The following is a 20,287-nucleotide window of genomic DNA, read 5'->3' as shown; positions in this document are numbered from 1 at the left end:
TTCACTGGACTTGACGATTCAAATCGAACAACAGGTTGTCTATTGCCATGAGCATTCTTAAAAGACTGGAATCCCCCCGGACCCTGAAGCAGCTCTCCCAGGAAGAACTCAAAGCCCTGACGGAAGAGCTTCGCGACACGATCGTCGACACCGTTGCCGTGACCGGCGGCCATCTGGCCAGTTCGCTCGGGGTGGTGGAGCTGACCGTCGCCCTGCACCGGGTTCTCAATGCTCCGGAGGATAAAATCGTCTGGGACGTCGGTCATCAGGCCTACGCCCACAAGCTGCTGACCGGCCGTCTCGAGCGGTTCGGTTCCCTGCGCCAGCTCGACGGCATCAGCGGCTTTCCCAAACGGGCCGAAAGTCCTTATGATTGCTTTGACGTCGGTCACAGCAGCACCTCGATCTCCGCGGCACTGGGCATGGCGGCCGCCCGCGACGCCCGCGGCGGTTCAGAGAAGGTGGTTGCCATCATCGGTGACGGTTCACTGACCTCGGGGTTGGCCTTCGAGGGGCTGAACCAGGCCGGTCACCTCAACCGGGACCTGGTCGTCATTCTCAATGACAACGAAATGTCGATTTCGCCCAATGTCGGCGCACTGGCGTCCTTCTTGAGTCGCAAGATGACGTCTGACCTGTTTGTCCGCTTGAAGAAGGATGCCAAGAGCTTTCTCGTCGGCATGCCTCACTTCGGCAAGGATCTGCTCAACCTGGCCCGCCGCGCCGAGGATTCGCTTAAAGGCTTCTTTACGCCGGGAATGCTGTTCGAGGCATTCGGCTTCGATTACGTCGGTCCGGTCGATGGGCATCGGCTCGACGACCTGATCGAAACCCTGGAAAATGTCTCCCGCCTCAAGGGGCCGGTCCTGCTGCACGTTCTGACCAAGAAGGGCAACGGCTATCCCCCGGCCGAGCAGAACCCCGCACTCTTTCACGGTGTCGGCCCGTTTGATCGCGCCAGCGGCGAAGTCAAGTCGAGCAAGGGAGGAGCCGAGAGCTATACCGCCGTGTTCGGTAAATCTTTGGTGGAACTTGCGCAGCAGGATGACCGGGTGGTGGCCATTACCGCCGCGATGGCCGAAGGGACCGGGCTCAAGGAGTTCTCGGAAAAGTTCCCCGACCGCTTCTACGATGTGGGAATCGCCGAACAGCATGCGGTGACCTTTGCCGCCGGCCTGGCCAGCCACGGCCTGCGGCCGACGGTGGCCCTCTATTCGACCTTTCTGCAGCGGGCCTATGACAACGTACTGCACGATGTCTGCCTGCAGAACCTGCCGGTGGCCTTCGCCCTTGACCGGGGCGGGCTGGTCGGCGCCGACGGACCGACCCATCATGGGGTATTCGACTACTCCTACCTGCGCCACATCCCCAACCTGACCTTCATGGTCCCGCGCGACGAAATCGAGCTGGAGCGCGCCGTGCACACCTCGCTGGCGGTCGACGGTCCCTTCGCCTACCGCTATCCCCGCGGCAACGGCCTGGGCCTGGCGCGACCCGAAAAAATCCTGCCGGTTCCCGTCGGCAAAGGGGAGAAACTGCGCAACGGCAAGGACGGCTCGATCATCGCCATCGGTGTCGGGGTTGCAGCGGCCCTGCAGGCGGCTGAATGTCTTGAGCTGGAAGGGCTTTCGCTGGCGGTTGTCGATGCCCGCTTCGTCAAGCCGCTAGACCGCGGCCTGCTCATCGATGAAGCCTGTCGCACCGGGTTGCTGGTGACGGTGGAAGAAAATGCCCTGCAGGGAGGATTCGGCTCCGCCGTGCTCGAACTTTTGGCGGATGAAGGGCTTGCCGTAAGGACGCTTCGTTTCGGGGTGCCGGACGCCTTTATCGAACAGGGTTCCCAGGAAGAGCTGCGGCAGCGGACCGGCCTCGACTGTGACAGCCTGGTGCGGAAGATTCGTGAATTTGCCGCACAGGCGCAGCCCAAGGATCTCCCCGTTTCCGGTACCGCCGTCTAACTGCTTTTTCGGTCGCAATCCCATGATGGGAGCCCGAGGGGTCGGCAGTCCTGCGGCGTCTGCCCAAGGCGATACTCGGGGCGGCGGCCCCTGTGATTGTCAGGAGGAACTGTTTGCGTATACAGATGAGGACCTGCTTATAACGTTTGTGTGAAAATTTATATTATGGTATGCTTTCGCTTTTTCGGGTGGGAGGCAATACGGCAAATTCGGCGGCGGTTTTTTAACCAGTCGCCGTTTTTTGTGGCCTGTGCCTGCCGCTCGATTCACTGTGGAATGGTAAATGGTCGATTTTGCCGAGAATTGAGAGGTGCCATTATGAAAATACTCTCCCTTAATTGCTGGAGCCAGTCGGTTAACTATCATCTGTTTGACTGGAGCAACAAAGCCATCCTTGCCAAGGGCACGATCGACCGGGTCGTGGTTGGCGATGCCACGGTCAGTCACCAGGTCACCGGTCGCGGCGGCTGGCGGATTCCGGTCGACTGCCCTGATCATCACCGTGCCATCGAAGTCATTCTGGGCATGCTGGTCTCTAAGGACTGGGGGGTTCTCGACAGCCTGGGTGAAATTTACGCGATCGGTCATCGGGTTGCTCATGGCGGTGAAAAATTTACCCGTTCGGTCCTGATTGACGATGATGTCGTCGCAGCCATCCGCGAGGTCGAACACCTCGCCCCGCTCCACAACGGACCAAACCTGGCCGGTATCGATGCCAGCCGCAGCCTGCTCCCGAGGATTCCCCAGGCGGCAATTTTCGATACGGCCTTTCATCAAAGTATGCACAAGCCCGCTTACATTTATCCGCTCCCCTATGAATGGTATGAGCGTTACGGCGTCAGGCGATACGGTTTCCACGGGGCGTCCCACCTGTTCATGGCCAAGCGGGCGGCGGTGCTGCTGGGCAAGCCGCCGGCGCAGACCAACCTGATCACGGTTCACCTGGGCAGCGGGGTTTCCCTGTGCGCGGTTCGCGACGGACTGTCGGTCGATACCAGCATGGGGATGACGCCTCTTGAGGGTCCGATCATGAATACCCGCTGCGGCGATATCGATGCGGGAATATCGTCGTTCATCATGCAGTCAGAGCACCTGTCCGCCAGGGATTACACCTCCATCCTCAATCAGAAAAGCGGTTTCTTCGGGATTACCGGGGGGATGCGCGACCGGAGGCAGATCCTGGAGCATGCGGCGGCGGGCAACGAACAGTGTCGCCTGGCCATGGAGATGGAAGGCTACCGGCTGAAAAAATATATCGGCGGGTATCATGCGGCAATCGGCCGCCTCGATGCGCTGGTTTTTTCTTCCAATTACAGTCCGATGGGGTGGAACGTGCGGGAAAATGCCCTCTCCGGGCTCGATTTTCTGGGGATCCGGCTGGACCGGGAGCGGAACCTGCGGGCCGACAGGGAGGGGGGGGAGATGCTCATCTCTGCAGAAAACTCAAAGGTTCAGGTGTATGCGATGCCTGTTTCCGACGGCCTGGTCTTCGCCGAAGACGTGGTGGCCCTGATCGCCGGCACCTGCCGCGATCATATGCAGCACGAATATTCCTTTTCCCGGCCGGATTTCGTCATGCCCTGGAAAGAGCGGGACTGACCGGCGCGGCAGAAGGGGCCGGCTCAGGCGTTTTCTAGCGCGTCTGTTTGCACCGGGCTGATCACCCTCGCCTTGGCCATCAGGAAGAGAAACTTGTAGACCTCAAGCTCGAGCATGCTGGCCTTGTTGCAGATCTCATGAACCGTGCGTTTGCCGTTGATCAGAGACAGGATCAATTCCTGGTGGCTGGTCATGCGAGCGTTATTCAGCTTTTTGCGACTGTTGTCCTTGAATTCCATCACCGTATCCAGCGACGGGATCACCTTGCGCAACTCCCGCCATTCCGCGGCCTGACGGGACGCTTCCTTGAGCAGCTCGTTAATGTCGATGGCCAGGTCTTCGTCGGCCGGGATCGGGCTTTTCTCCGTAAAATACTCAAAGCTGCCATGGGGAAAGAGGATCAGGGAGAAGATGATCTCCTCGGCCTGTATCCTGAGGGTGTTTTTCAGCTCTTCATAGCTCAGGTTGCAGATTTCTACCAGGACCTCGCCGATTCGCCGCGAGGGTTGGCGTGAACATATTTCCAGGGCATGGTCGCGCGACTGCTCGGAAATGATCCCCTGGCGGATCAGCAGGTAGCCGAGTTTGTTCATGAGAAAGCCGGCTTCGGCCTTCCTGGCGCGGTTGACGGCCGAGACCGCGGCGATTTTTCCTTTACGGAAGTAGATGCGTTTTTCGTCCAAGCGTGTCTGCACCACCAGGGTACCCGCCTTTTTCTGTCCGGATATCAACTTCAGCAGGGCGGGAACCTGGGAGGGGCCCAGTTCGCCTTTCATCCGCAGCGATACCGATCGGCCTGCACTGCTTCGTCCGGAGCCTTCGTCCGGGCGCGGAGCCGGGGCAACAGCTGGCATGGCGGCTTCATCCGGTTCGGCGGCTGTCTCCGTGTTGAAGTAGGAGCGGTAATCGGGGGTCGGGGCCAGCGGAACGGCGTCTTTGTCCGCACTGGAAAAAGGATCCGATTCGCTGTCGTCGAAGGAATAGAAGGGCAGCTCCTGTCGATTGCCCGCCGCCGCCGCATCGTCGGAGAACTCAATGGCGCTGACGTCTTCAGGACCGGTGTCGGAATCATCATCAGCCGTGGTCTGAAAGGGATCTTCCAGGGGAGCCGAAGAGCCGTCGTCGCTGTCATCGAAGTTCACCGTATCGACGGCATCGCCTTCCGTATCGACATCTTCCGTCGATTCAACAGGGGGGTGCACAGGCGAATAGATCTGGACATCTTTGCCAAAAGGATTCTCCGCTGCATCGAAGCGGTCCAGTTCGATTTCACCGGTACTCCAGGGCTCATCGGCCCCGGCTCCCCCGATGGCAGTCGCCGGTTCGGTCGATCCCTCTGTGGTTGCGGCGAGTTCCGGCGGTTCTTCAGCCGCGGTTTCGATGCTCTCCCCGGCAATGGGATTATCCGTATAATCGAGGCGAGCCGGTTCGATTTCACCGGTGCTCCAGGGCTCTTCGGCGCCGGCTGCTTCGATGGCGGTCGCCGGTTCGGTCGATTCCTCTCCGGCTGTGGCGAGTTCCAGCGCTTCTTCCGGTGTCGACTCGACACTCTCCTCGGCAAAGGGAGTGTCGGCATCGAGGCGCTCCGGTTCGATTTCACCGGTGCTCCAGGGCTCGTCGGCGCCGGCTGCTTCGACGGCGGTCGCCGGTTCGGTCGATTCCGCTTCGGCTGTGGCGAGCTCCAGCGCTTCTTCAGCCGCGGCTTCGATATTTTCCTCGGTAAAGGGATTTTCCGTTGTGTCAAGGTGAACCGGTTCGATTTTTCCGGTACTCCAGGGTTCGTCGGCGCCGGCGGCTTCGATGATGGCTGCCGGGTCAGTCGATTCCTCTTCGACGGTGGCGAGCTCCAGCGGTTCTTCCGGCGCCGCCTCGAAGATCTCCTCGGAAAAGGGGCTTTCAGCTGTATCAAGGTGAACCGGTTCGATTACATCGGTGCTCGAGGGCTCTTCGGTGCCGGTGGTTTCGATGATGGCTGCCGGTTCAGTCAATTCTCCTTCGGCTGCGGCGAACTCCAGCGGTTCTTCCGGCGCCGCCGGGCTCTGTGGTTCGATGTCCTCCCTATTCCAGGGAGCGTTCGCTGCCGGCGCAGGCGCATCGATGCTCTTCGATGTCTCTTCGGCGGCCGACTGGAACGTCTCCGTTCTTTTCGGTCCGCTGTCCTGTTTTTTGATCCGGGCGGCGGAAATGATCGTCGGTGAGGCGTCCAGCGCTACGCGTGGTGCGAAGGTAAGGGTGCGGATGGCCGACCGGCGTTTGCGGCGCAGGTACAGAAAACTCCCTGCAACGGCAATGATTGAAACTGCAATGCCGCCAATCAGCGTGGTCTTGTCGACGGAAGCAGAGGGCGCCGGCTCTCCCGGTATCCCGTTTTCCCTGGAATAGCGGTTGCGCTGCTCATCGCCGGCTGCGAGTGGTGTTTGGTCAGCACCGGGCAAGGCAGGTTGTTCTGCGGCCGCCGTGGTTTCGCCGCCCTCCGCCGGGGGGGCGTCCTTGCTCTGCCCCAGCCAGATGCGCGGGGCGTCTGAACCGCTCACCGCCTGTGCTGGCGGAGCCTTCGGCTGTTGATCCGCACTCACCGGCGGCGATTCCGGAAGGGGCGCGGGGAGGCTGGTGGCGGTTTGGTCAGCGCCCGTCGGGGCTGACGGAGCAGGAGCAGGAGCAGGCGGTTTGACCGCCGGCTTGCGCGGCGCCGGGGCCGGTTGGGCTTTGGCGACAACCGCCGGTTTCTGGAAGATGGCCCGAGCTGCGGGATCGGCGGCCAGGGCGGAGACCGCGGTTTGAACCCGCTGCAGCAGCCGTTGGGAGACCCCCTGGCGAAGGACCAGCGGGTCCCGCGAGCCGAATGCGGCGGTGCCGTGGAGCTGAAAAAACTCGCCGGCCGGCTGGCGTTGCACATAGCTTCTGCTGAACGCGGCGATGTCAACCTGCTGGTAACGGTTAAGCCAGGTGTGCAGTGTCGCTTCGTCCGCAAAAATTCTGACCCTGATTTCTTCCCCAAGCTGAGCCTGCAGGGCGGCGGCAAGCTGGACGGCCTGTCGCTCCGAGTGAATCATGGCACCTTTTTGCGGGGCCGCGCCGAAGGTCAGCACGGCCAAAGCCGGCAGCGGCAGGCAGAAGGTGAACAACAGGATGAGATATAAACGTAGGGTCATGGGTACCATTGCTGGTTGCGGGAAGCGTTGATTGATGGTGGCGCACATTACAAAATAAAATTAATAATATTTTGAAAAGCCATGAATTTCAAGAAGAATCGAAGCCCGGCCCGGCCGCCTGCCTGGTTTACAGGGACGGGCGATCGCCCCGGCCCCGTTTGTAGTAAAAGGAGAGCATCGCCAGGACCACTCCGGCGGTCATTGCCGCCGCCCCGGCCATGGCCATGGCCGCCCCAGGATCGCGATTGACGGTCAGGATGCTCACCGTTGAATAGACCGGCGCCCGCGGGATCAGCCGTAGCCCGCTCTGGGTCAGCCATTGCGGCAGCGGGCCGCGCAGGAAATACCACTGTTGCCGGGGCGCTTGCCCCGGCCGGGTGATCTCGCAGAGCAGGGCCGGGTCGACCGGGGTGTTGCCCCCGGCGACCACCTGGCCGTTGCCGAGCCGGATCGCGTGGGGCAGGTACTGGCGGACGCTGAGCTGACCGCCGTCCGCCAGGGCCAGCCGGCTGCCGTTGCGCAGTTCTATCCGGCCCTGACCGGCGAGATCGAACAGGAAACCGTCATTGTCCTGGTCGAAGGAGGCGGCCAGCACGGCCAGGCCGCGCCAGGTGAGGGGCTGGTTGGTCTTTACCACCTTGCGGACCAGGACCGATTCCCCCTTGAGCAGAGTCAGCTCGTTGCGCATGTCGACCGGGCGGCCGCTGCTGTTCATGATCGGTTCAAAGGCGTCAAGCCGCAGGGAGTATCCCGGCATGTTCGAGATGGCGATGGTTTCGCCGACGGCAATTCGGGTGCCTTCGCTGCGAAACCCGGCCAGGCTGCCCCAGAGGTAGGCGCCGAGGAGCAGGACGAAACCGAGGTGGATCAGGTATTCACCGGTTTTGCGCCAGCGGGCCCGTAGGTTCCGCAGCCAGTCGATGAAGCAGCAGGCGGTGTTGATCCCGAGCAGCAGGATCAGGGCGCCGCCGAGCCACAGCCACCAGGTCATGCCGAGGTGGCGGCTGCCGAAGGTCGCCAGCCAGCGCCCCAGCGGCATGCCGTCCATGCCGCCGAAAATCGCCGGATTGAACGGGATCAGCAGGGCGCCGCCGAGACCCAGCAGGGTTGCCAGCGAGGCCAGCACGATGGCCAGCTTCAACGAACAGAGCCATTTCCACGCCGTATGCGGCCAGGATCGAGTACTCATGGATTGGTCTCCTCGCTCAGTCAAGGGGATGATTGCTGCTCATAAGCAGACCGATGCCCAGGTAGGTAAAGAGGACGATGGCGAAACCGGCGATCGACAGCAGGGCATAGCCGGTCCCCTGCCAGCGCCTGACGAACTTGGCGTGACACATGCCGCCGTAGAAGAGCCAGACCAGAAAGGACATGAGTCCCTTGATGTTCCAGGAGAAATAATAACCCCAGGCGACATAGGCCCAGATGCTGCCGAAAATCATGCAGAGGGTGAAAAAACAGAACCCGAGAAAAACCGACTCCTCGTTCAGTTGGCGCAGCAGGGCCAGCTCCGGCAGCAGGCGGGAAGCCAGGCGTTTCTGTACCAGGTAGAGCACGCCAATGGAGAAAGCCATGGCGAAAAAGGCGTAGCCGAGAAACGAGAAGGCGATATGCAGGGTGAACAGCGGCGTGTCCAGCGCCGGGATCAGCGGCCGCAGGGCGGTGTCGCGGGTCAGGGCGGTGCCGAGCAGCAGCAGGTTGAGCAGCATGATGAAGAGGCCGGAGGCGTGAATCCGGTAGCGCAGCTCGAAATAGAGGTAGGTTGCCGCCAGCGCCCAGCTGAAGAAAAAGAGGGTCGAAAAGAGGTTGGTGACCGGCAGGTAGCCGGCCAGGTACCAGCGCAGCCCCAGGCAGGCGCTGTGCAGGGCGAAGCCGGTGAGAACCAGGCCGAAGGCGCTGCGCCAGAGAACCGGCCGCCTGACGGCCACATGCAGCAGGTACAGGTTGGCCGAGAGCAGGTAGCAGGCAAACGCGGATTTGAGCAGCAGGGCGGCGATCTCCGTCATTGGGTGCTCCAGGGGTTAGTGGGATGAAAACTCGACGAGCCTACCACAAGGAGGTGAAAAAATCATGTCAAGATGATTGTTAACCGTAGGGGTGTCTTGCGTTGACAATTGCTGGGGCTCATGATATTTTTCCCGCCTATGAGCGAGCCCCTTTACAGCCTGCGTATGCGATCCAGCCGCCTGGACAGTCATCTTTCCGGTTGCGAGCGCCTGGCCGCGGCCGATGACCTGGAGCGCCTGGCCGCCGAGATGGTCGGTCGCGCCCTGCGGCATCCCCGCGGCCGGGCCGAACAGATCAGCCTTAGGGTCGACCTGGTTCCCGCCGAGTCGATCCGCAATGGCCGACTGCTCGACCTGCGTACGATCCGGGTGGATGACCATTGCCAGGGACGGCAGGCGGCCCGCGAGCTGCTGCTGGCTGCCGGAGTGCATGCCCGGGCCGCCGATGCCGCCATTGCACGGATCGCCCTGGGGGCGGCCCCCGACGGACGCAGCATGCGCGGCGCCATGCTCGTCGATGCGGTCAGCGGCGCGCGGCTCGAAGCCGACCCCGCCCGCGGCGTGCGCGCCAGCCGCATGGATCTGACGGCCGCGGCGCAGCGGGAACTGCGGCTGCGGCTGGCGCGGCAGGGGCTGGACAACCCCCACGTGCGCGAAGCCCTGGTGCTGGCGACCAAGGTGCTGGCCGCGCCCGAGGTGCTGGCCGAGCTGTGCTGGTCCGACGATCCCGACTATACCGCCGGTTACGTGGCGACCCGCGAACACGGCTATGTCCGTTTCCCCCATCTCAAGCCGCTGGGTGAAGAGCGGGGCGGGCGGGCTTTTTTCGTGCGCGGTGATGAATTCGACCGGGATGTCCTCACCGCGTTTCTTGAACATGCCGTGCTGCTGATCGATGAAGTCGGCGACATCGGCGGCACCAGCGACTGGAAAGAGCTACCATGCGGGAAATGAAGAAAAGGCTGGAGGATTTGAAGGGGCAGGGGATGCTGCGGACCCTGAAGACCATTGCCGGGCCGCAGGGCCCGCGAGTGATGCTCGACGGGCACGACGTGCTGCTGCTCTGTTCCAACAACTACCTGGGGCTGGCCGGGCATTCCGCCCTGATCGAGGCGAGCTGCGCGGCGACCCGGCGCTTCGGCGTCGGCTCCGGCGCGAGCCGGCTGGTGTCGGGCACCATGGAGCTGCACGATCAGCTGGAGCAGCGCATCGCCGCCTTCAAGAAGACCGAGGCGGCGCTGGTCTTCAACTCGGGCTACGCGGCCAATACCGGGATCCTGCAGGGGCTGGTCGATCCCGGCGATGTCATCTTTTCCGACCAGCTCAATCACGCCTCGATCATCGACGGCTGCCGGCTCTCCGGAGCGCGAACCGTCGTTTACCCCCACCGCGACTGCGGCGCCCTCGAGTCGCTGCTGCAGGCCGAGTCGAGTCGCCGCCGCGGCCGCTTCCTGATCGTCACCGACGGGGTCTTCAGCATGGACGGCGACCTGGCGCCGCTGGTCGAACTGGTCGAGCTTAAGGAGCGTTTCGATGCCCTGCTGATGGTCGACGACGCCCACGGCACCGGGGTCCTCGGCGCCAGCGGCCGGGGGACGGCCGAACTGCTCGGCTGCCTCGACCGGGTCGATCTGCACATGGGCACCCTCGGCAAGGCCCTCGGCTGCTTCGGCGCCTACCTGGCCGCCGACCGGGTGGTGATCGACACCCTGATCAACCGCTCCCGTTCCTTCATCTTCTCTACCAGCCTGCCTCCCGGCGACCTCGGGGCCGCCCTGGCGGCCTTCGACCTGGTGGACGGGCCGGAAGGGGCGCAGCGCAGGCAGGCGCTGGAGGCAAACCGCGGCCTCTTTGCCGATCGCCTGCAGCAGGGGGGCGTCGACCTGTGCGGCAGCGTGACCCAGATCGTGCCGGTGCTGACCGGTGAACCGGTACCGACCATGGAGGCGGCCCGGCGCCTGCTCGATGCCGGGGTTTTCGTCCAGGGGATCCGGCCGCCCACCGTCCCGGCCGGCCGCTGCCGGCTGCGGGCCACGCTGATGGCCGATCATCGGCCGGAAGAGCTGGCTGCCGCCGCCGAGCTGGTTCTCGAGACCCTTTCGGGGCTGCCGCGATGAAGTCTTTCACCCTGCCGGACGGGCGGCGCCTCACCTGGCGCGAAGCGGGGGCCGGCCGTCCGCTGCTCCTGCTGCACGGCTGGGCCATGTCGTCGGCGGTTTTCGCCGAGGCCATGGAGTCGCTGGCGGAGGATTTCCGGGTACTGGCGCCCGACCTGCGCGGCCACGGCGGCAGCGATGCCGGCGACGGTTACGGCTTTGCCGATTTCGCCGCGGATCTGCGGCTGTGGCTGCAGTCGCTGGGCATCGGGCGCTTCAGCCTGCTCGGCTGGTCGATGGGCGGGCAGGTGGCCATCGAACTCTGCCAGTCAGCGGCCGGGCCGGTCGACCGGTTGATCCTGGTCGGCTCGACGCCCCGCTTTGCCGCCGGTGATGGCTGGGAACACGGCCTTCCCGATGTCCAGGTGCGCACCATGGCCCGTAACCTGAACCGTAATTATCTCAAAACCATGGGGAGTTTTTTCGAGCTGATGTTCGCCGGTGAAACCCTCACTGGCGAACGCTATCGCCAGGTGATCGATCGGGTTGTTCGCGCCGGGCGCCTGCCTGAACCCCAGGTGGCCCTGGCCGCCCTGGACACCCTGCGCACCATCGACCAGCGGCCGCTGCTGGCCGGAATCGCCTGCCCGACCCTGGTGATGCATGGCGACCTGGACCAGGTCACCCTCCCGGCCGCCGGCCGCTGCCTGGCGGAGACGATCCCTGGTGCCCGGCTGGCGCTGCTGCCCGGGCTCGCCCACGCCCCGTTTCTCAGCCGCCCCCAGCAGGTTTTCCGGCTATGGCGCGAGTTTCTCGCATGAGCCGCCCCGAGATCGACAGCGGCCGGGTGCGGCAGCACTTCTCCAACCATGCCGGTGATTACGACCGCTACGCCGTGGTGCAGAAGCGGGTGGTCGAGGGGCTGCTCGAGCGGCTGCGCGCTGCCGGCGCGGTGACCGGTCCGGTGCTCGAGGTGGGGGCCGGCACCGGCGTACTCGGGCTGAAATTTTCCGCCGCCTATCCGCGGCTGCCGCTGGTGATTTCCGACCTCGCCCACGGCATGACCCGGCATGCGGCCGGCGTCGTAAGCGGCGCCATGCCCCTTGATGCCGACGCCCGCAACCTGCCGTTTCGCGACCACGGCTTCGGCCTGCTGCTCTCCTCCTCGATGTACCAGTGGGTAACCGACCTGCCGCAGGCCTTTGGAGAAAGCGCCCGGGTGCTGAGGCCCGGCGGCCGTTTCGCCCTGGCCCTGTTCGGTGAGCACACCCTCTGCGAGCTGCGCGACGCCCACCGTCAGGCAGTGGCCGAGTGCGGCTGTTCGCGGGGGTCGCACGTGCAGAGTTTTCCGACCCTGGATGCCGTGCAAGCGGCCATGTCAGGCGCCGGATTTGCCGATGTCCAGGTTGAGACGGTCTTCGAGGTCGAGCGGCACGCCGACGTGCCGGACCTGCTGCGCAGCCTGAAAAAGATCGGCGCCCAGAACGCCAGCAGTGACAGTCCCGCGGGGCTGGCCTCGCGCCGGGTCATGCAGCGGATGATGGAGATTTACCGGGAGCGGCACGCTGCCGCTGGGCAGATTCCGGCGACCTATCAGGTGATATACGCTACGGGGGTGGTTCGCTAGCAGGGCAGGTTCGCGGTAGAGGCGCTGCTGGCCGCGCCCCTGGAAGGATGGAGTATGACGAAGGACGGCCGCTGCCGTCCTTTTTTTACAGCACCTGCAGCACGGCGCACTTGAGGTATTCGGTTTCGGGGCAGGCGAGCAGCACCGGGTGGTCGTAGGCCTGGCCGCGCATCTCCAGCAGCCGCAGGGTGCGGCCGGCCTGCTGGCCGGCCTGGCGCAGGGTGTCGACAAAGGTTTCGCGGTCCATGTGGTAGGAGCAGGAGCAGGTGAAGAGGGTGCCCCCCGGTTCGAGCAGTTCCATCGCCCGGCGGTTGACCGTCAGGTAGCCCTTGATCGCCTCCTTGAGCTTTTTGCGGTTTTTGACGAAGGCCGGCGGGTCGAGGACGATGGCGCCGAAGCGCTGGCGGTCGCGGCCCATCTCCCGCAGCAGGTCGAAGACGTCGGCCTTGACGAAGGAGCAGGTCGATCCGAAGCCGTTAAGCCGGGCGTTGTCCCTGGCCAGTTCGACGGCGCCGGCCGAGATGTCGACGCCGATTACCTCTTTGGCGCCGAAGTGGGCGGCGTGCAGCGACCAGTTGCCCGAATAGCAGAAGAGGTCGAGCACCCGGCGTCCCGCGACCCGGCCCTTGAGGGCCAGGTGATTTTCCTTCTGGTCGAGAAAATGCCCGGTTTTCTGGCCGCCCAGGATGTCGACCCGCGATTTCAGGCCGTGTTCGGTGACGATCAGTTCGGCGGGCAGCTCCCCCTCCAGCAGTTCCACCTGCTGCGGCAGCCCTTCGAGTTCGCGCACCGCCACGTCGTTGCGGGCGACGATGGCGCGCGGGCGGAAAGTTTCCCGCAGGGCCGCGAGGATCGCCGGCCGCCGCTGTTCCATGCCGAGGGTGAGCAGCTGGATCGACAGCACGTCACCGTAGCGGTCGACCACCAGGCCGGGGAGTTCGTCCCCTTCGCCGTGGACGATGCGTAGGGCCGTCTCGTCGGGGTAGACGCCCAGGCGATGGTCGAGAGCGGCCTGGATCCGTTGTCGAAAGAAGTCGGGAGTGTCGATCGACTCCCGCCGGCGGGAGAGGAGGCGGGCGGCGATCAGGGAGTGGGGATTGGTATAGGCGGTGCCAAGAAAATCGCCGCGGCTGCTGAAGACCTCAACAGCCTCTCCCGCGGCGGATTCCGGTTCGATATGGTCGATTTCGTTGCTGAAGATCCAGGGGTGGCCGCTGCGGACGCGGCGGTCATGTCCCGAACGCAGAACCAGTCGGGTCATTTGCAGGGGGAACACTCGCAGAGAGCGCTGACGATCCTGCGGGCCTGGTCGGAAACGACCTGGTAGTAGACCTCGACCCCTTCCCGGCGCCCCTCGATGACCCCCTTGTTCTTCAGCAGGGCCAGGTGCTGGGAAACGGTCGCCTGGGGCAGTTCGAGGCACTCCCAGATCTTTTTTACGTTGCATGACTGGGACATCAGCCCGGCGACGATTTTCAGCCGCACCGGGTGCCCCAGGACCTTGAGGATTTCGGCCTCGCGGTCAAAGCTTTGTGATTTGTCGAATTCCACTGCGGTTTCCATCGGCAACCTCCCCCCTGCTTGCACAGGTCTTTCTTGACAATAACCAAATATATGAATTTGCATTATGCTTCTTGTGAACAGGATCTGTCAACAAATAATCTGGTTCCGGCCGAGTTTCCCGCAGGAAGGACTCGACTTCATCGCCAACAGCGGGTAGACTTAGCGCCGGCGGGGCTTGGCAGCTCTCCACTGGGGCTAATTCTGACAATAATTCCAGGCCATTGGATTGCTGCCGCCGTGAGGGGCCGAGGCTTGATGTCTCGCTGTGCCGGCGGCGCTGCTGCCTCGGCAACCCCCGAAATGACTCGAAATTACCCCGCAGGGCGAGCCGCACTTGCCCAGGCGCCCACTATTTTTGTCCCGGACACCTAAAAGGAATTTCCGCCCGCATGCTGATGGCTGCAGTTTTGTTTTTCGTTGGTTTACTGATCCTTTATTATGCCGCCGACTTCCTGGTCGATGGGAGTTCCCGCCTGGCTCTCTCTTTTGGAATCAGGCCGCTGATCATCGGGATGACGATCGTCGCCTTCGCGACCAGCATGCCCGAACTGATGGTTTCCCTCTTTGCCGCTTTCAAGGGCTCGGCCGATATCGCTTCGGGCAACATCATCGGTTCCAATGTGGCTAATATCGGCCTGATCCTCGGGGTTGCCGCGCTGCTGGCGCCGATAAAGGTAGCCCGCTCCACCATGCTGCGGGAGATTCCCATCATGATTGCGGCATCGGTGCTGCTGCTGCTCTTCTCCCTCGACGGGCGGCTGAGTTTCGGTAACGGCCTGGTCCTCTTCCTGCTGCTGCTCGCTTTTCTCGTTTACTGCCTGCGCAGTGCACGGGAGAAGGGGCTGGAACGACCGGCTCCCGCAGACCTGGTGGCGAAGGAACGGCTTTCGCGGCGCCGGGACCTGGTGCTGATTCTGCTGGGCATCATCGGGCTGGGCTTCGGGGCCGAGCTGATGGTGCGCTCGGCGGTCACCATCGCCCGGGCGCTGGGGCTGTCGGAACTGGTCATCGGGATGACCATCGTCGCCCTCGGCACCAGCCTGCCGGAACTGGCCGCCTCGGTAATGAGCGCCTGCAAGGGGGAGATGGACATCAGCGTCGGCAACGTGATCGGCAGCAACATCTTCAACGTGCTTTTCGTGCTCGGCATCTGTCCCATGGTGAGCCCCCTGGCCATCGACCCTTCGGTGCTGCGCTTCGAGCTTCCGCTGATGCTGCTCTTCTGCCTGGCGCTGATTCCGCTGGCCGGGCGCCGACTTCGGCTCGGACGCCCCGAAGGGGCCATTCTGCTGATCGGTTACTGTCTCTTTGTCGGAGTGCTTTATTTATGAAACGCACCCTGCTGTTGTGGTCGATGTTCTTCGTCGCTTTTGCCGCACCGGCAGCGGCGGAGCCGCCTTCCGCCGCCGGTTTTGACCGCTGGCTCGGGCAAAGCCTGCGCTACGATATCGACTTTCTCTGGTTCGATTCCATCGCCGAAGGGTCCCTGTCGTTTTCCGCCGGGATTCAACCGGGAACCTACCGGGCGGTGCTCGAAGCGCGCACCCTCGGGGTCGCCGCCTGGCTGACTTCGGACCGGGTGCAGCGCTATGTCTCGGTGATGGAGAAGTCAGCCGATGGACGGCTGCGGGCGCTCTCCTACGAATCGCAGATCATCAAGGGACGGGGGGAGAAGAGCAAGGACCGCAGCAAGCGGTATCTGTTCGATCACGATCAGCGGCAGGTGCGTTACCAGCGGGGGCGCGACGGGTCATTCGGTGCCGCAGAGGTGCTGCCGATGGCCGAAGGGGCGCCGCCCAACGATATCCTCACCGCATTTTTCAACTTTCAGGCCGGTTTCTTCGGTCCGCTCGTCCCCGGTGGTCACTACCGTATTCCGACCTTTTCCCGGAACGGGACGGCGACGATCGAAGCAGCTGTGCTTCCCGGCCCCCTGTGGGTGCGAAAGGACTTTTTTCCCGCCAATGGTCTGCTGGTCAAGGTCATCCTTGACCCCGAGGTGTTCGATACGGCGGGCGGAGCCCTCTATATCTGGTTCGACAAGGACCGGCTGCCGGCCCGGGGGATCGTCGAAAAGGTGATCGGTCTCGGCGACGTTTACGGAACGCTGGCGGAGCCGGCCCATGCAAAAGAATAAACCCGCCTGAAGCGGGTCATCGAGGAGTCAGAATGAAAAGCACCACCACGTACGTGATCGGGCATAAAAATCCCGATACCGATTCCATCTGCAGCGCCATCGCCTACGCCCGCCTGCGTTCCAGCCAGGGGGTCGACAACATCGAGGCGGCGCGGGCCGGTGACCTCAACCGGCAGACCGAGTTCGTGATCGACACCCTGGGCGTGCCGCGGCCGAAGCTGCTGCTCGATGTCTATCCCCGGGTGCGCGACGTGATCCGCAGCGAGGTGGTCACCATCGCCGGGGATGCCCCCCTGTCGAAAGCGCTCGAGCTGTTTCACGCCCACAGCATTCGCCTGCTGCCGGTGCTGGACGACGACCGGCACCCCTTGGGGCTGCTGGTGCTGAAAAAGGTTTCCGAAAAATTCCTGGTGCCGAGTCTGGAAGCGGAGATTCGCCGGGTGACCGCGTCGCCCGACTCGATCCGCCAGTGCCTCAAGGCGACCGCGATCAACCTGGTCGATGAACATGCCGAGGAGGATCTCGACCTCTACGTCGGGGCCATGGCTTCGGCCACCTTCCGGGAGAAGATCGCCCCTCTTGACCCGCGTCGCATCATCCTGATTACCGGCGACCGCGAATTCATCCTGCGCGAAGGGGTCGAGGCGGGGGTGCGGGTGCTGATCGTTACCGGCAGCCTGCCGATTGCCGACGACATCGTGCGGCGGGGGAAGGAGCGGGGGGTCACCATCCTCTCGACCCCCTTCGACACCGCCACCAGCACCTGGCTGACCCGCCTGGCCACGCCGGTTCGCTGCCTGGTCCGCTCTGATTTTCTGACCGTCGGGCTGCAGGACCGCCTCGACGAGCTGCGCCTCAAGCTGATGCACAGCAGCGACCCCGGCGCGGTGGTGCTCGACGGCGACGGGCGGGTGGCGGCGGTGGCGACCAAGAGCACCCTGCTGACGCCGTCGCCGGTCAAGCTGGTACTGGTCGACCACAATGAACTGTCCCAGGCCGTGGCCGGCGCCGACAAGGTGGAGATCACCGAAGTGGTCGACCATCACCGGCTCGGAAATTTTCACACGGATTACCCGATCCGCTTTATCAACCAGCCCCTGGGCAGCACCTGCACGGTGGTGGCCACCCTCTATCGCGAGGCCGGGATCACCCCCGACCGGGCCACGGCGGGACTGATGCTCTCCGGGTTGCTCTCCGATACGGTGATTCTCAAGTCGCCGACCACCACCGAGCTCGACCGGGAGTTCGCCGGCTGGCTCGGTGGACTGGCCGGGCTCGACCCGCAGGAATACGGCCAGCGACTCTTCTCCGCCGGCAGCGCCCTGGCGGCTTATCCCACGGTGCGTCAGCTGCTCCTGGCCGATTTCAAGGAATACCAGGCCGGGCAGCGCTCCTTCGGCGTCGGCCAGGTCGAGGTGGTCAGCTTTCACGAATTTTACGCCATGAAAGACGCTATCGCCGACAGCCTGGCCAAGCTCAAGGAAGAGCGCGGGCTCGACGCCGCCGGACTGCTGGTGACCGATATCGTCCAGGGGACCAGCCTGCTGCTCGCCCTGGGGGGGCGCGAGTTCCCCTACGTGATCGGCTATCCGCAGATAGAAGAGAATGTCTACGAGCTCAAAGGGGTGCTGTCGCGCAAGAAGCAGCTGGTGCCGCACCTGCTGCGGGTGCTGGAGGGGTAGGTTAAGGCGAAAGAAGGAAGAAGGAAGAAGGAAGGGGACTGGCACCTGCGGAGCCAGTCCCCTTTTTGGTTGGATGGTTTCGCGACCTCTGCGTCACAAGGGGAAGAGGGCAGTTATTGTGCTCCTATGAGGGGTTTTCTTCCAGCTGTCGCAACATCTCTTCCACCGTCGTCGCCGGCGCCTGGCAGCTGCGGTTGCGGCAGACGTAGGCGGTGGTTTTTCCGCCGATCGGCGGCTTGCCGGCGGCGGCCGGGGCGAGGGCGGTCAACTCCGGGTCGGCCTGCCGGCTCAGGATGAGCGAGGCTTCCGGCAGCAGTTTTCGGAGCAGGGCGGCCAAAAAAGGCGCGGCGGTCGGGACGTCGGCGCCGCAGGCCAGCACGATGTCGGTCGGCGGGCTGAGGGCGGTGTCGAGGGCGATCAGGTGCTGGGCATAGGCCTGGGGATGGGATGCAAAGCGGGCCATCCCGTTCTGCAGCAGTCGTTCGCCGCGCTGTTCGAGATCGGTCCGGCTGCAAAGGCGCCCCAGCCGCAGCAGGTTGAGGGCCGCCACCGAGCCGCCCGAGGGAAGGGCGCCGTCCTGCAGTGAGCGGCCCCGGTCGAGCACCGCCTCGGCGTCTTTGCCGGTATCGTAGAGGCCGTCCTGGCCGTCGTCGAACAGTTCGAGCATCTGCTCGGTCAGCTCCAGCGCCGTTCTCAAATCCCTGGTATGAAACCCGGCCTGGTACAGTTCGAACAGTCCCCAAGCGAGAAAGCTGTAATCCTCCAGAAAGGCGGGCACCGCCGCGTCATTCTGCCGCCAGCGGCGCAGCAGCCGGCCGTCCGGCCGCCGCAGTCTGCCGAGGATGAAGCCGGCCGCCCGGCGGGCCGCTTCGATCAGCTCCGGCCGGCCGAAGACCGCCCCGGCTTTCGCCAGGGCGGCGATCGCCAGCCCGTTCCAGGCGGTGAGAACCTTGTCGTCGCGATGGGGCCGCAGCCGCTGGTGCCGGGCGGCCAGCAGTTTTTCGCGGCTCTCTTCGAGCAGGCCGGCCAGGGCGTCCGGCTCGACCCCCGCCTTCTGCGCCAGCTCCTCAAGCCCTTCGTGCCTTACCGGGATGCTTTTACCCTCGAAATTCCCCGTCTCATCAATGGAAAAAGTGCGGCAGTAGACGGTGCCCGCTTCAGGGCCGAGCACCTGGTGAACCTGTGCCGGCGTCCAGACGTAGAAGGTTCCTTCGGCCCCTTCGGAATCGGCGTCTTCGCCGCTGTGAAAGGCTCCGCCGGGATCGAGCAGGTCGCCGCAGACATAGCCGGCGGTCTCCAGGGCGGTCCGGCAAAAGTCCGCCTCGCCGCTGTACTGGAAGGCATCAATGCAGGCGAGGATCAGCATCGCCTGGTCATACAGCATTTTTTCGAAATGGGGCACAACCCACTGCCGGTCGACCGAGTAGCGGTGGATGCCGTGGCCGATCTGGTCATAGATGCCGCCGCGACGGATCCGGCGCAGGGTCTGCAGGGCCATCTGCGCCAGCGGGGGGGCGTTGAAGCGGCGGGCCAGGCGCAGCAGCAGCGAAAGGTTGTGGGCGGAGGGAAACTTGGGGGCGCTGCCGAAGCCGCCGAACTCCCGGTCGAAGCTTTTCTGGTAGTCGTCTGCCGCGTCCTTCAGCGGCGTATCGACCAGGGGCCGGCTGTCGCCCGTTGCCAGGTTGTGCTCAAGCAGGGCGCGGGTGATCTGGCTGCTGCTCTGGCGGATGCCGGCCTGGTCGGTGCGCCAGGCCTGGTCGATCCGTTGGAGAATGTCGATCAGCCCGGCCATCCCCGAACGGCCCTGCCGGGGGAGGTAGGTGGCGGCAAAGAAGGGTTCCTTGTCGGGGGTGAGCACCAGGGTCAGGGGCCAGCCGCCGCTGCCGGTGAGCATCTGGCAGGCGGTCATGTAGGCCTGGTCGATGTCGGGCCGCTCTTCGCGGTCGACCTTGATGGCGATGAAGCCCCGCTTGAGCACGGCCGCCGCATCCGGATGTTCAAAGGATTCATGGGCCATGACATGGCACCAGTGGCAGGTCGAGTAGCCGATGGAGAGGAAGACCGGCTTGTTTTCGCGCCGGGCCCTGGCAAAGGCGTCGTCGCCCCAGGGAAACCAGTCGACGGGGTTGTCCGCGTGCTGAAGCAGGTACGGGCTCTTCTCGAAGATCAGCCGGTTGTATTCGGGCCCGCCGTCTTCAGGGAGGCTGCGGGTGTCGATTCGGGAAAGCCGAGCTGTCGGGTCGGCATGATCATTTGCGGTCATGATGCCTCCGGGCGTGTTTCATTGGACTCGTTTCCATCCGTAAACTATGGATTGGAGGACACAGACTTTATCCGGATATGGCCATTGTTGAGATTAGTACTACACTGTATCACCCGGAACGGGTTTGGCAATGATGCTGCAGGAAGTGCGGGCTGAAGCAGGGGGGCGGATGCCGGGCAAAAAAATGCCCCGTGAAGGAGGGGT

The 20,287-nt window shown here is 63.9% G+C and carries 15 protein-coding genes; 9 read left to right on the top strand and 6 right to left on the bottom strand.

Annotated elements, in window-relative coordinates; translation table 11 throughout:
- Nucleotides 1-47 precede the first annotated feature (47 nt).
- Nucleotides 48-1,958 (top strand): 1-deoxy-D-xylulose-5-phosphate synthase, encoded by a 1,911-nt coding sequence (gene dxs, locus ABYV89_RS00995; protein WP_432821049.1) that lies wholly within the window; start codon nucleotides 48-50, stop codon nucleotides 1,956-1,958.
- A gap of 318 nt (nucleotides 1,959-2,276) precedes the next feature.
- Entirely contained in the window at nucleotides 2,277-3,557 is a 1,281-nt protein-coding gene (locus ABYV89_RS00990; RefSeq protein ID WP_432821048.1) for an acetate/propionate family kinase, read from the top strand.
- 23 nt (nucleotides 3,558-3,580) lie between these two features.
- On the opposite strand, the gene ABYV89_RS00985 is transcribed toward ABYV89_RS00990, so the two are convergent.
- The 3 genes from ABYV89_RS00985 to ccsA form a co-directional block, all read right to left on the bottom strand.
- Nucleotides 3,581-6,709, bottom strand: coding sequence for a DUF4388 domain-containing protein (locus ABYV89_RS00985; RefSeq protein WP_432821047.1), 3,129 nt, complete (start codon nucleotides 6,707-6,709; stop codon nucleotides 3,581-3,583).
- Nucleotides 6,710-6,836: 127 nt separating this feature from the next.
- Nucleotides 6,837-7,898 carry a cytochrome c biogenesis protein ResB gene (locus tag ABYV89_RS00980; RefSeq protein WP_432821046.1) on the bottom strand — a complete coding sequence of 354 codons (1,062 nt, stop codon included), beginning with the start codon at nucleotides 7,896-7,898 and terminating at the stop codon, nucleotides 6,837-6,839.
- A 16-nt stretch (nucleotides 7,899-7,914) separates the two neighbouring features.
- Nucleotides 7,915-8,715, bottom strand: a complete 801-nt coding sequence (ccsA, locus tag ABYV89_RS00975) for a cytochrome c biogenesis protein CcsA (RefSeq protein WP_432821045.1) — start codon at nucleotides 8,713-8,715, stop codon at nucleotides 7,915-7,917.
- Between the two features lie 138 nt (nucleotides 8,716-8,853).
- Between ccsA and ABYV89_RS00970 the strand changes: the two genes are divergently transcribed.
- From ABYV89_RS00970 to ABYV89_RS00955, 4 genes are read left to right on the top strand one after another with little or no spacing between them, the layout of a single operon-like run.
- Nucleotides 8,854-9,669: a 6-carboxyhexanoate--CoA ligase gene (locus ABYV89_RS00970; protein WP_432821044.1), complete on the top strand. Its 816-nt coding sequence runs from the start codon at nucleotides 8,854-8,856 to the stop codon at nucleotides 9,667-9,669.
- Nucleotides 9,657-10,832, top strand: a complete 1,176-nt coding sequence (gene bioF / locus ABYV89_RS00965; protein ID WP_432821043.1) for an 8-amino-7-oxononanoate synthase — start codon at nucleotides 9,657-9,659, stop codon at nucleotides 10,830-10,832. Before ABYV89_RS00970 ends, bioF begins: the two co-directional genes overlap by 13 nt.
- Nucleotides 10,829-11,632, top strand: a complete 804-nt coding sequence (locus ABYV89_RS00960) for an alpha/beta fold hydrolase (RefSeq protein WP_432821042.1) — start codon at nucleotides 10,829-10,831, stop codon at nucleotides 11,630-11,632. Before bioF ends, ABYV89_RS00960 begins: the two co-directional genes overlap by 4 nt.
- Nucleotides 11,611-12,438 (top strand): methyltransferase domain-containing protein, encoded by an 828-nt coding sequence (locus ABYV89_RS00955; protein ID WP_432821041.1) that lies wholly within the window; start codon nucleotides 11,611-11,613, stop codon nucleotides 12,436-12,438. Before ABYV89_RS00960 ends, ABYV89_RS00955 begins: the two co-directional genes overlap by 22 nt.
- An 85-nt stretch (nucleotides 12,439-12,523) precedes the next feature.
- Here ABYV89_RS00955 and ABYV89_RS00950 read toward each other — a convergent pair whose 3' ends face one another.
- Nucleotides 12,524-13,699 (bottom strand): class I SAM-dependent rRNA methyltransferase, encoded by a 1,176-nt coding sequence (locus ABYV89_RS00950; RefSeq protein WP_432821040.1) that lies wholly within the window; start codon nucleotides 13,697-13,699, stop codon nucleotides 12,524-12,526.
- On the bottom strand, nucleotides 13,696-13,989 hold the full coding sequence (locus ABYV89_RS00945; protein WP_432821067.1) for an ArsR/SmtB family transcription factor: 294 nt from the start codon (nucleotides 13,987-13,989) through the stop codon (nucleotides 13,696-13,698). Before ABYV89_RS00945 ends, ABYV89_RS00950 begins: the two co-directional genes overlap by 4 nt.
- 401 nt (nucleotides 13,990-14,390) lie before the next feature.
- Here ABYV89_RS00945 and ABYV89_RS00940 point away from each other — a divergent pair, with 401 nt between their 5' ends.
- Genes ABYV89_RS00940 through ABYV89_RS00930 form a run of 3 tightly spaced genes read left to right on the top strand, consistent with a single transcriptional unit; the run spans nucleotide 14,391 to nucleotide 17,820 of the window.
- Complete coding sequence (locus ABYV89_RS00940) at nucleotides 14,391-15,332, top strand: calcium/sodium antiporter (RefSeq protein WP_432821039.1); 942 nt, start codon at nucleotides 14,391-14,393, stop codon at nucleotides 15,330-15,332.
- The gene (locus ABYV89_RS00935) at nucleotides 15,329-16,138 is read left to right on the top strand and encodes a DUF3108 domain-containing protein (RefSeq protein ID WP_432821038.1); all 810 of its coding nucleotides are present in this window, start codon (nucleotides 15,329-15,331) and stop codon (nucleotides 16,136-16,138) included. Before ABYV89_RS00940 ends, ABYV89_RS00935 begins: the two co-directional genes overlap by 4 nt.
- 32 nt (nucleotides 16,139-16,170) lie before the next feature.
- Nucleotides 16,171-17,820, top strand: coding sequence for a putative manganese-dependent inorganic diphosphatase (locus ABYV89_RS00930; protein ID WP_432821037.1), 1,650 nt, complete (start codon nucleotides 16,171-16,173; stop codon nucleotides 17,818-17,820).
- A gap of 124 nt (nucleotides 17,821-17,944) precedes the next feature.
- On the opposite strand, the gene ABYV89_RS00925 is transcribed toward ABYV89_RS00930, so the two are convergent.
- Nucleotides 17,945-20,083 carry a thioredoxin domain-containing protein gene (locus ABYV89_RS00925; protein ID WP_432821036.1) on the bottom strand — a complete coding sequence of 713 codons (2,139 nt, stop codon included), beginning with the start codon at nucleotides 20,081-20,083 and terminating at the stop codon, nucleotides 17,945-17,947.
- Between the last annotated feature and the right edge of the window lie 204 nt (nucleotides 20,084-20,287).

This window comes from Trichloromonas sp., assembly GCF_041583255.1.
Taxonomy (GTDB): Bacteria; Desulfobacterota; Desulfuromonadia; order Desulfuromonadales; family Trichloromonadaceae; genus Trichloromonas.
Note: the sequence above shows the minus strand (reverse complement) of the source record. Positions and strands in the feature narration are given on the sequence as shown.

What these genes read in the sequence shown, in the direction of transcription:
- ABYV89_RS00940 (WP_432821039.1), top strand. Translation starts at nt 14,391, where the DNA reads ATGCTGATGGCTGCAGTTTTGTTTTTCGTTGGTTTACTGATCCTTTAT.
- dxs (WP_432821049.1), top strand. Translation starts at nt 48, where the DNA reads ATGAGCATTCTTAAAAGACTGGAATCCCCCCGGACCCTGAAGCAGCTC.
- ABYV89_RS00985 (WP_432821047.1), bottom strand. Translation starts at nt 6,709, where the DNA reads ATGACCCTACGTTTATATCTCATCCTGTTGTTCACCTTCTGCCTGCCG.
- bioF (WP_432821043.1), top strand. Translation starts at nt 9,657, where the DNA reads ATGCGGGAAATGAAGAAAAGGCTGGAGGATTTGAAGGGGCAGGGGATG.
- ABYV89_RS00990 (WP_432821048.1), top strand. Translation starts at nt 2,277, where the DNA reads ATGAAAATACTCTCCCTTAATTGCTGGAGCCAGTCGGTTAACTATCAT.
- ccsA (WP_432821045.1), bottom strand. Translation starts at nt 8,715, where the DNA reads ATGACGGAGATCGCCGCCCTGCTGCTCAAATCCGCGTTTGCCTGCTAC.
- ABYV89_RS00925 (WP_432821036.1), bottom strand. Translation starts at nt 20,083, where the DNA reads ATGACCGCAAATGATCATGCCGACCCGACAGCTCGGCTTTCCCGAATC.
- ABYV89_RS00970 (WP_432821044.1), top strand. Translation starts at nt 8,854, where the DNA reads ATGAGCGAGCCCCTTTACAGCCTGCGTATGCGATCCAGCCGCCTGGAC.
- ABYV89_RS00955 (WP_432821041.1), top strand. Translation starts at nt 11,611, where the DNA reads ATGGCGCGAGTTTCTCGCATGAGCCGCCCCGAGATCGACAGCGGCCGG.
- ABYV89_RS00960 (WP_432821042.1), top strand. Translation starts at nt 10,829, where the DNA reads ATGAAGTCTTTCACCCTGCCGGACGGGCGGCGCCTCACCTGGCGCGAA.
- ABYV89_RS00935 (WP_432821038.1), top strand. Translation starts at nt 15,329, where the DNA reads ATGAAACGCACCCTGCTGTTGTGGTCGATGTTCTTCGTCGCTTTTGCC.
- ABYV89_RS00950 (WP_432821040.1), bottom strand. Translation starts at nt 13,699, where the DNA reads ATGACCCGACTGGTTCTGCGTTCGGGACATGACCGCCGCGTCCGCAGC.
- ABYV89_RS00980 (WP_432821046.1), bottom strand. Translation starts at nt 7,898, where the DNA reads ATGAGTACTCGATCCTGGCCGCATACGGCGTGGAAATGGCTCTGTTCG.
- ABYV89_RS00930 (WP_432821037.1), top strand. Translation starts at nt 16,171, where the DNA reads ATGAAAAGCACCACCACGTACGTGATCGGGCATAAAAATCCCGATACC.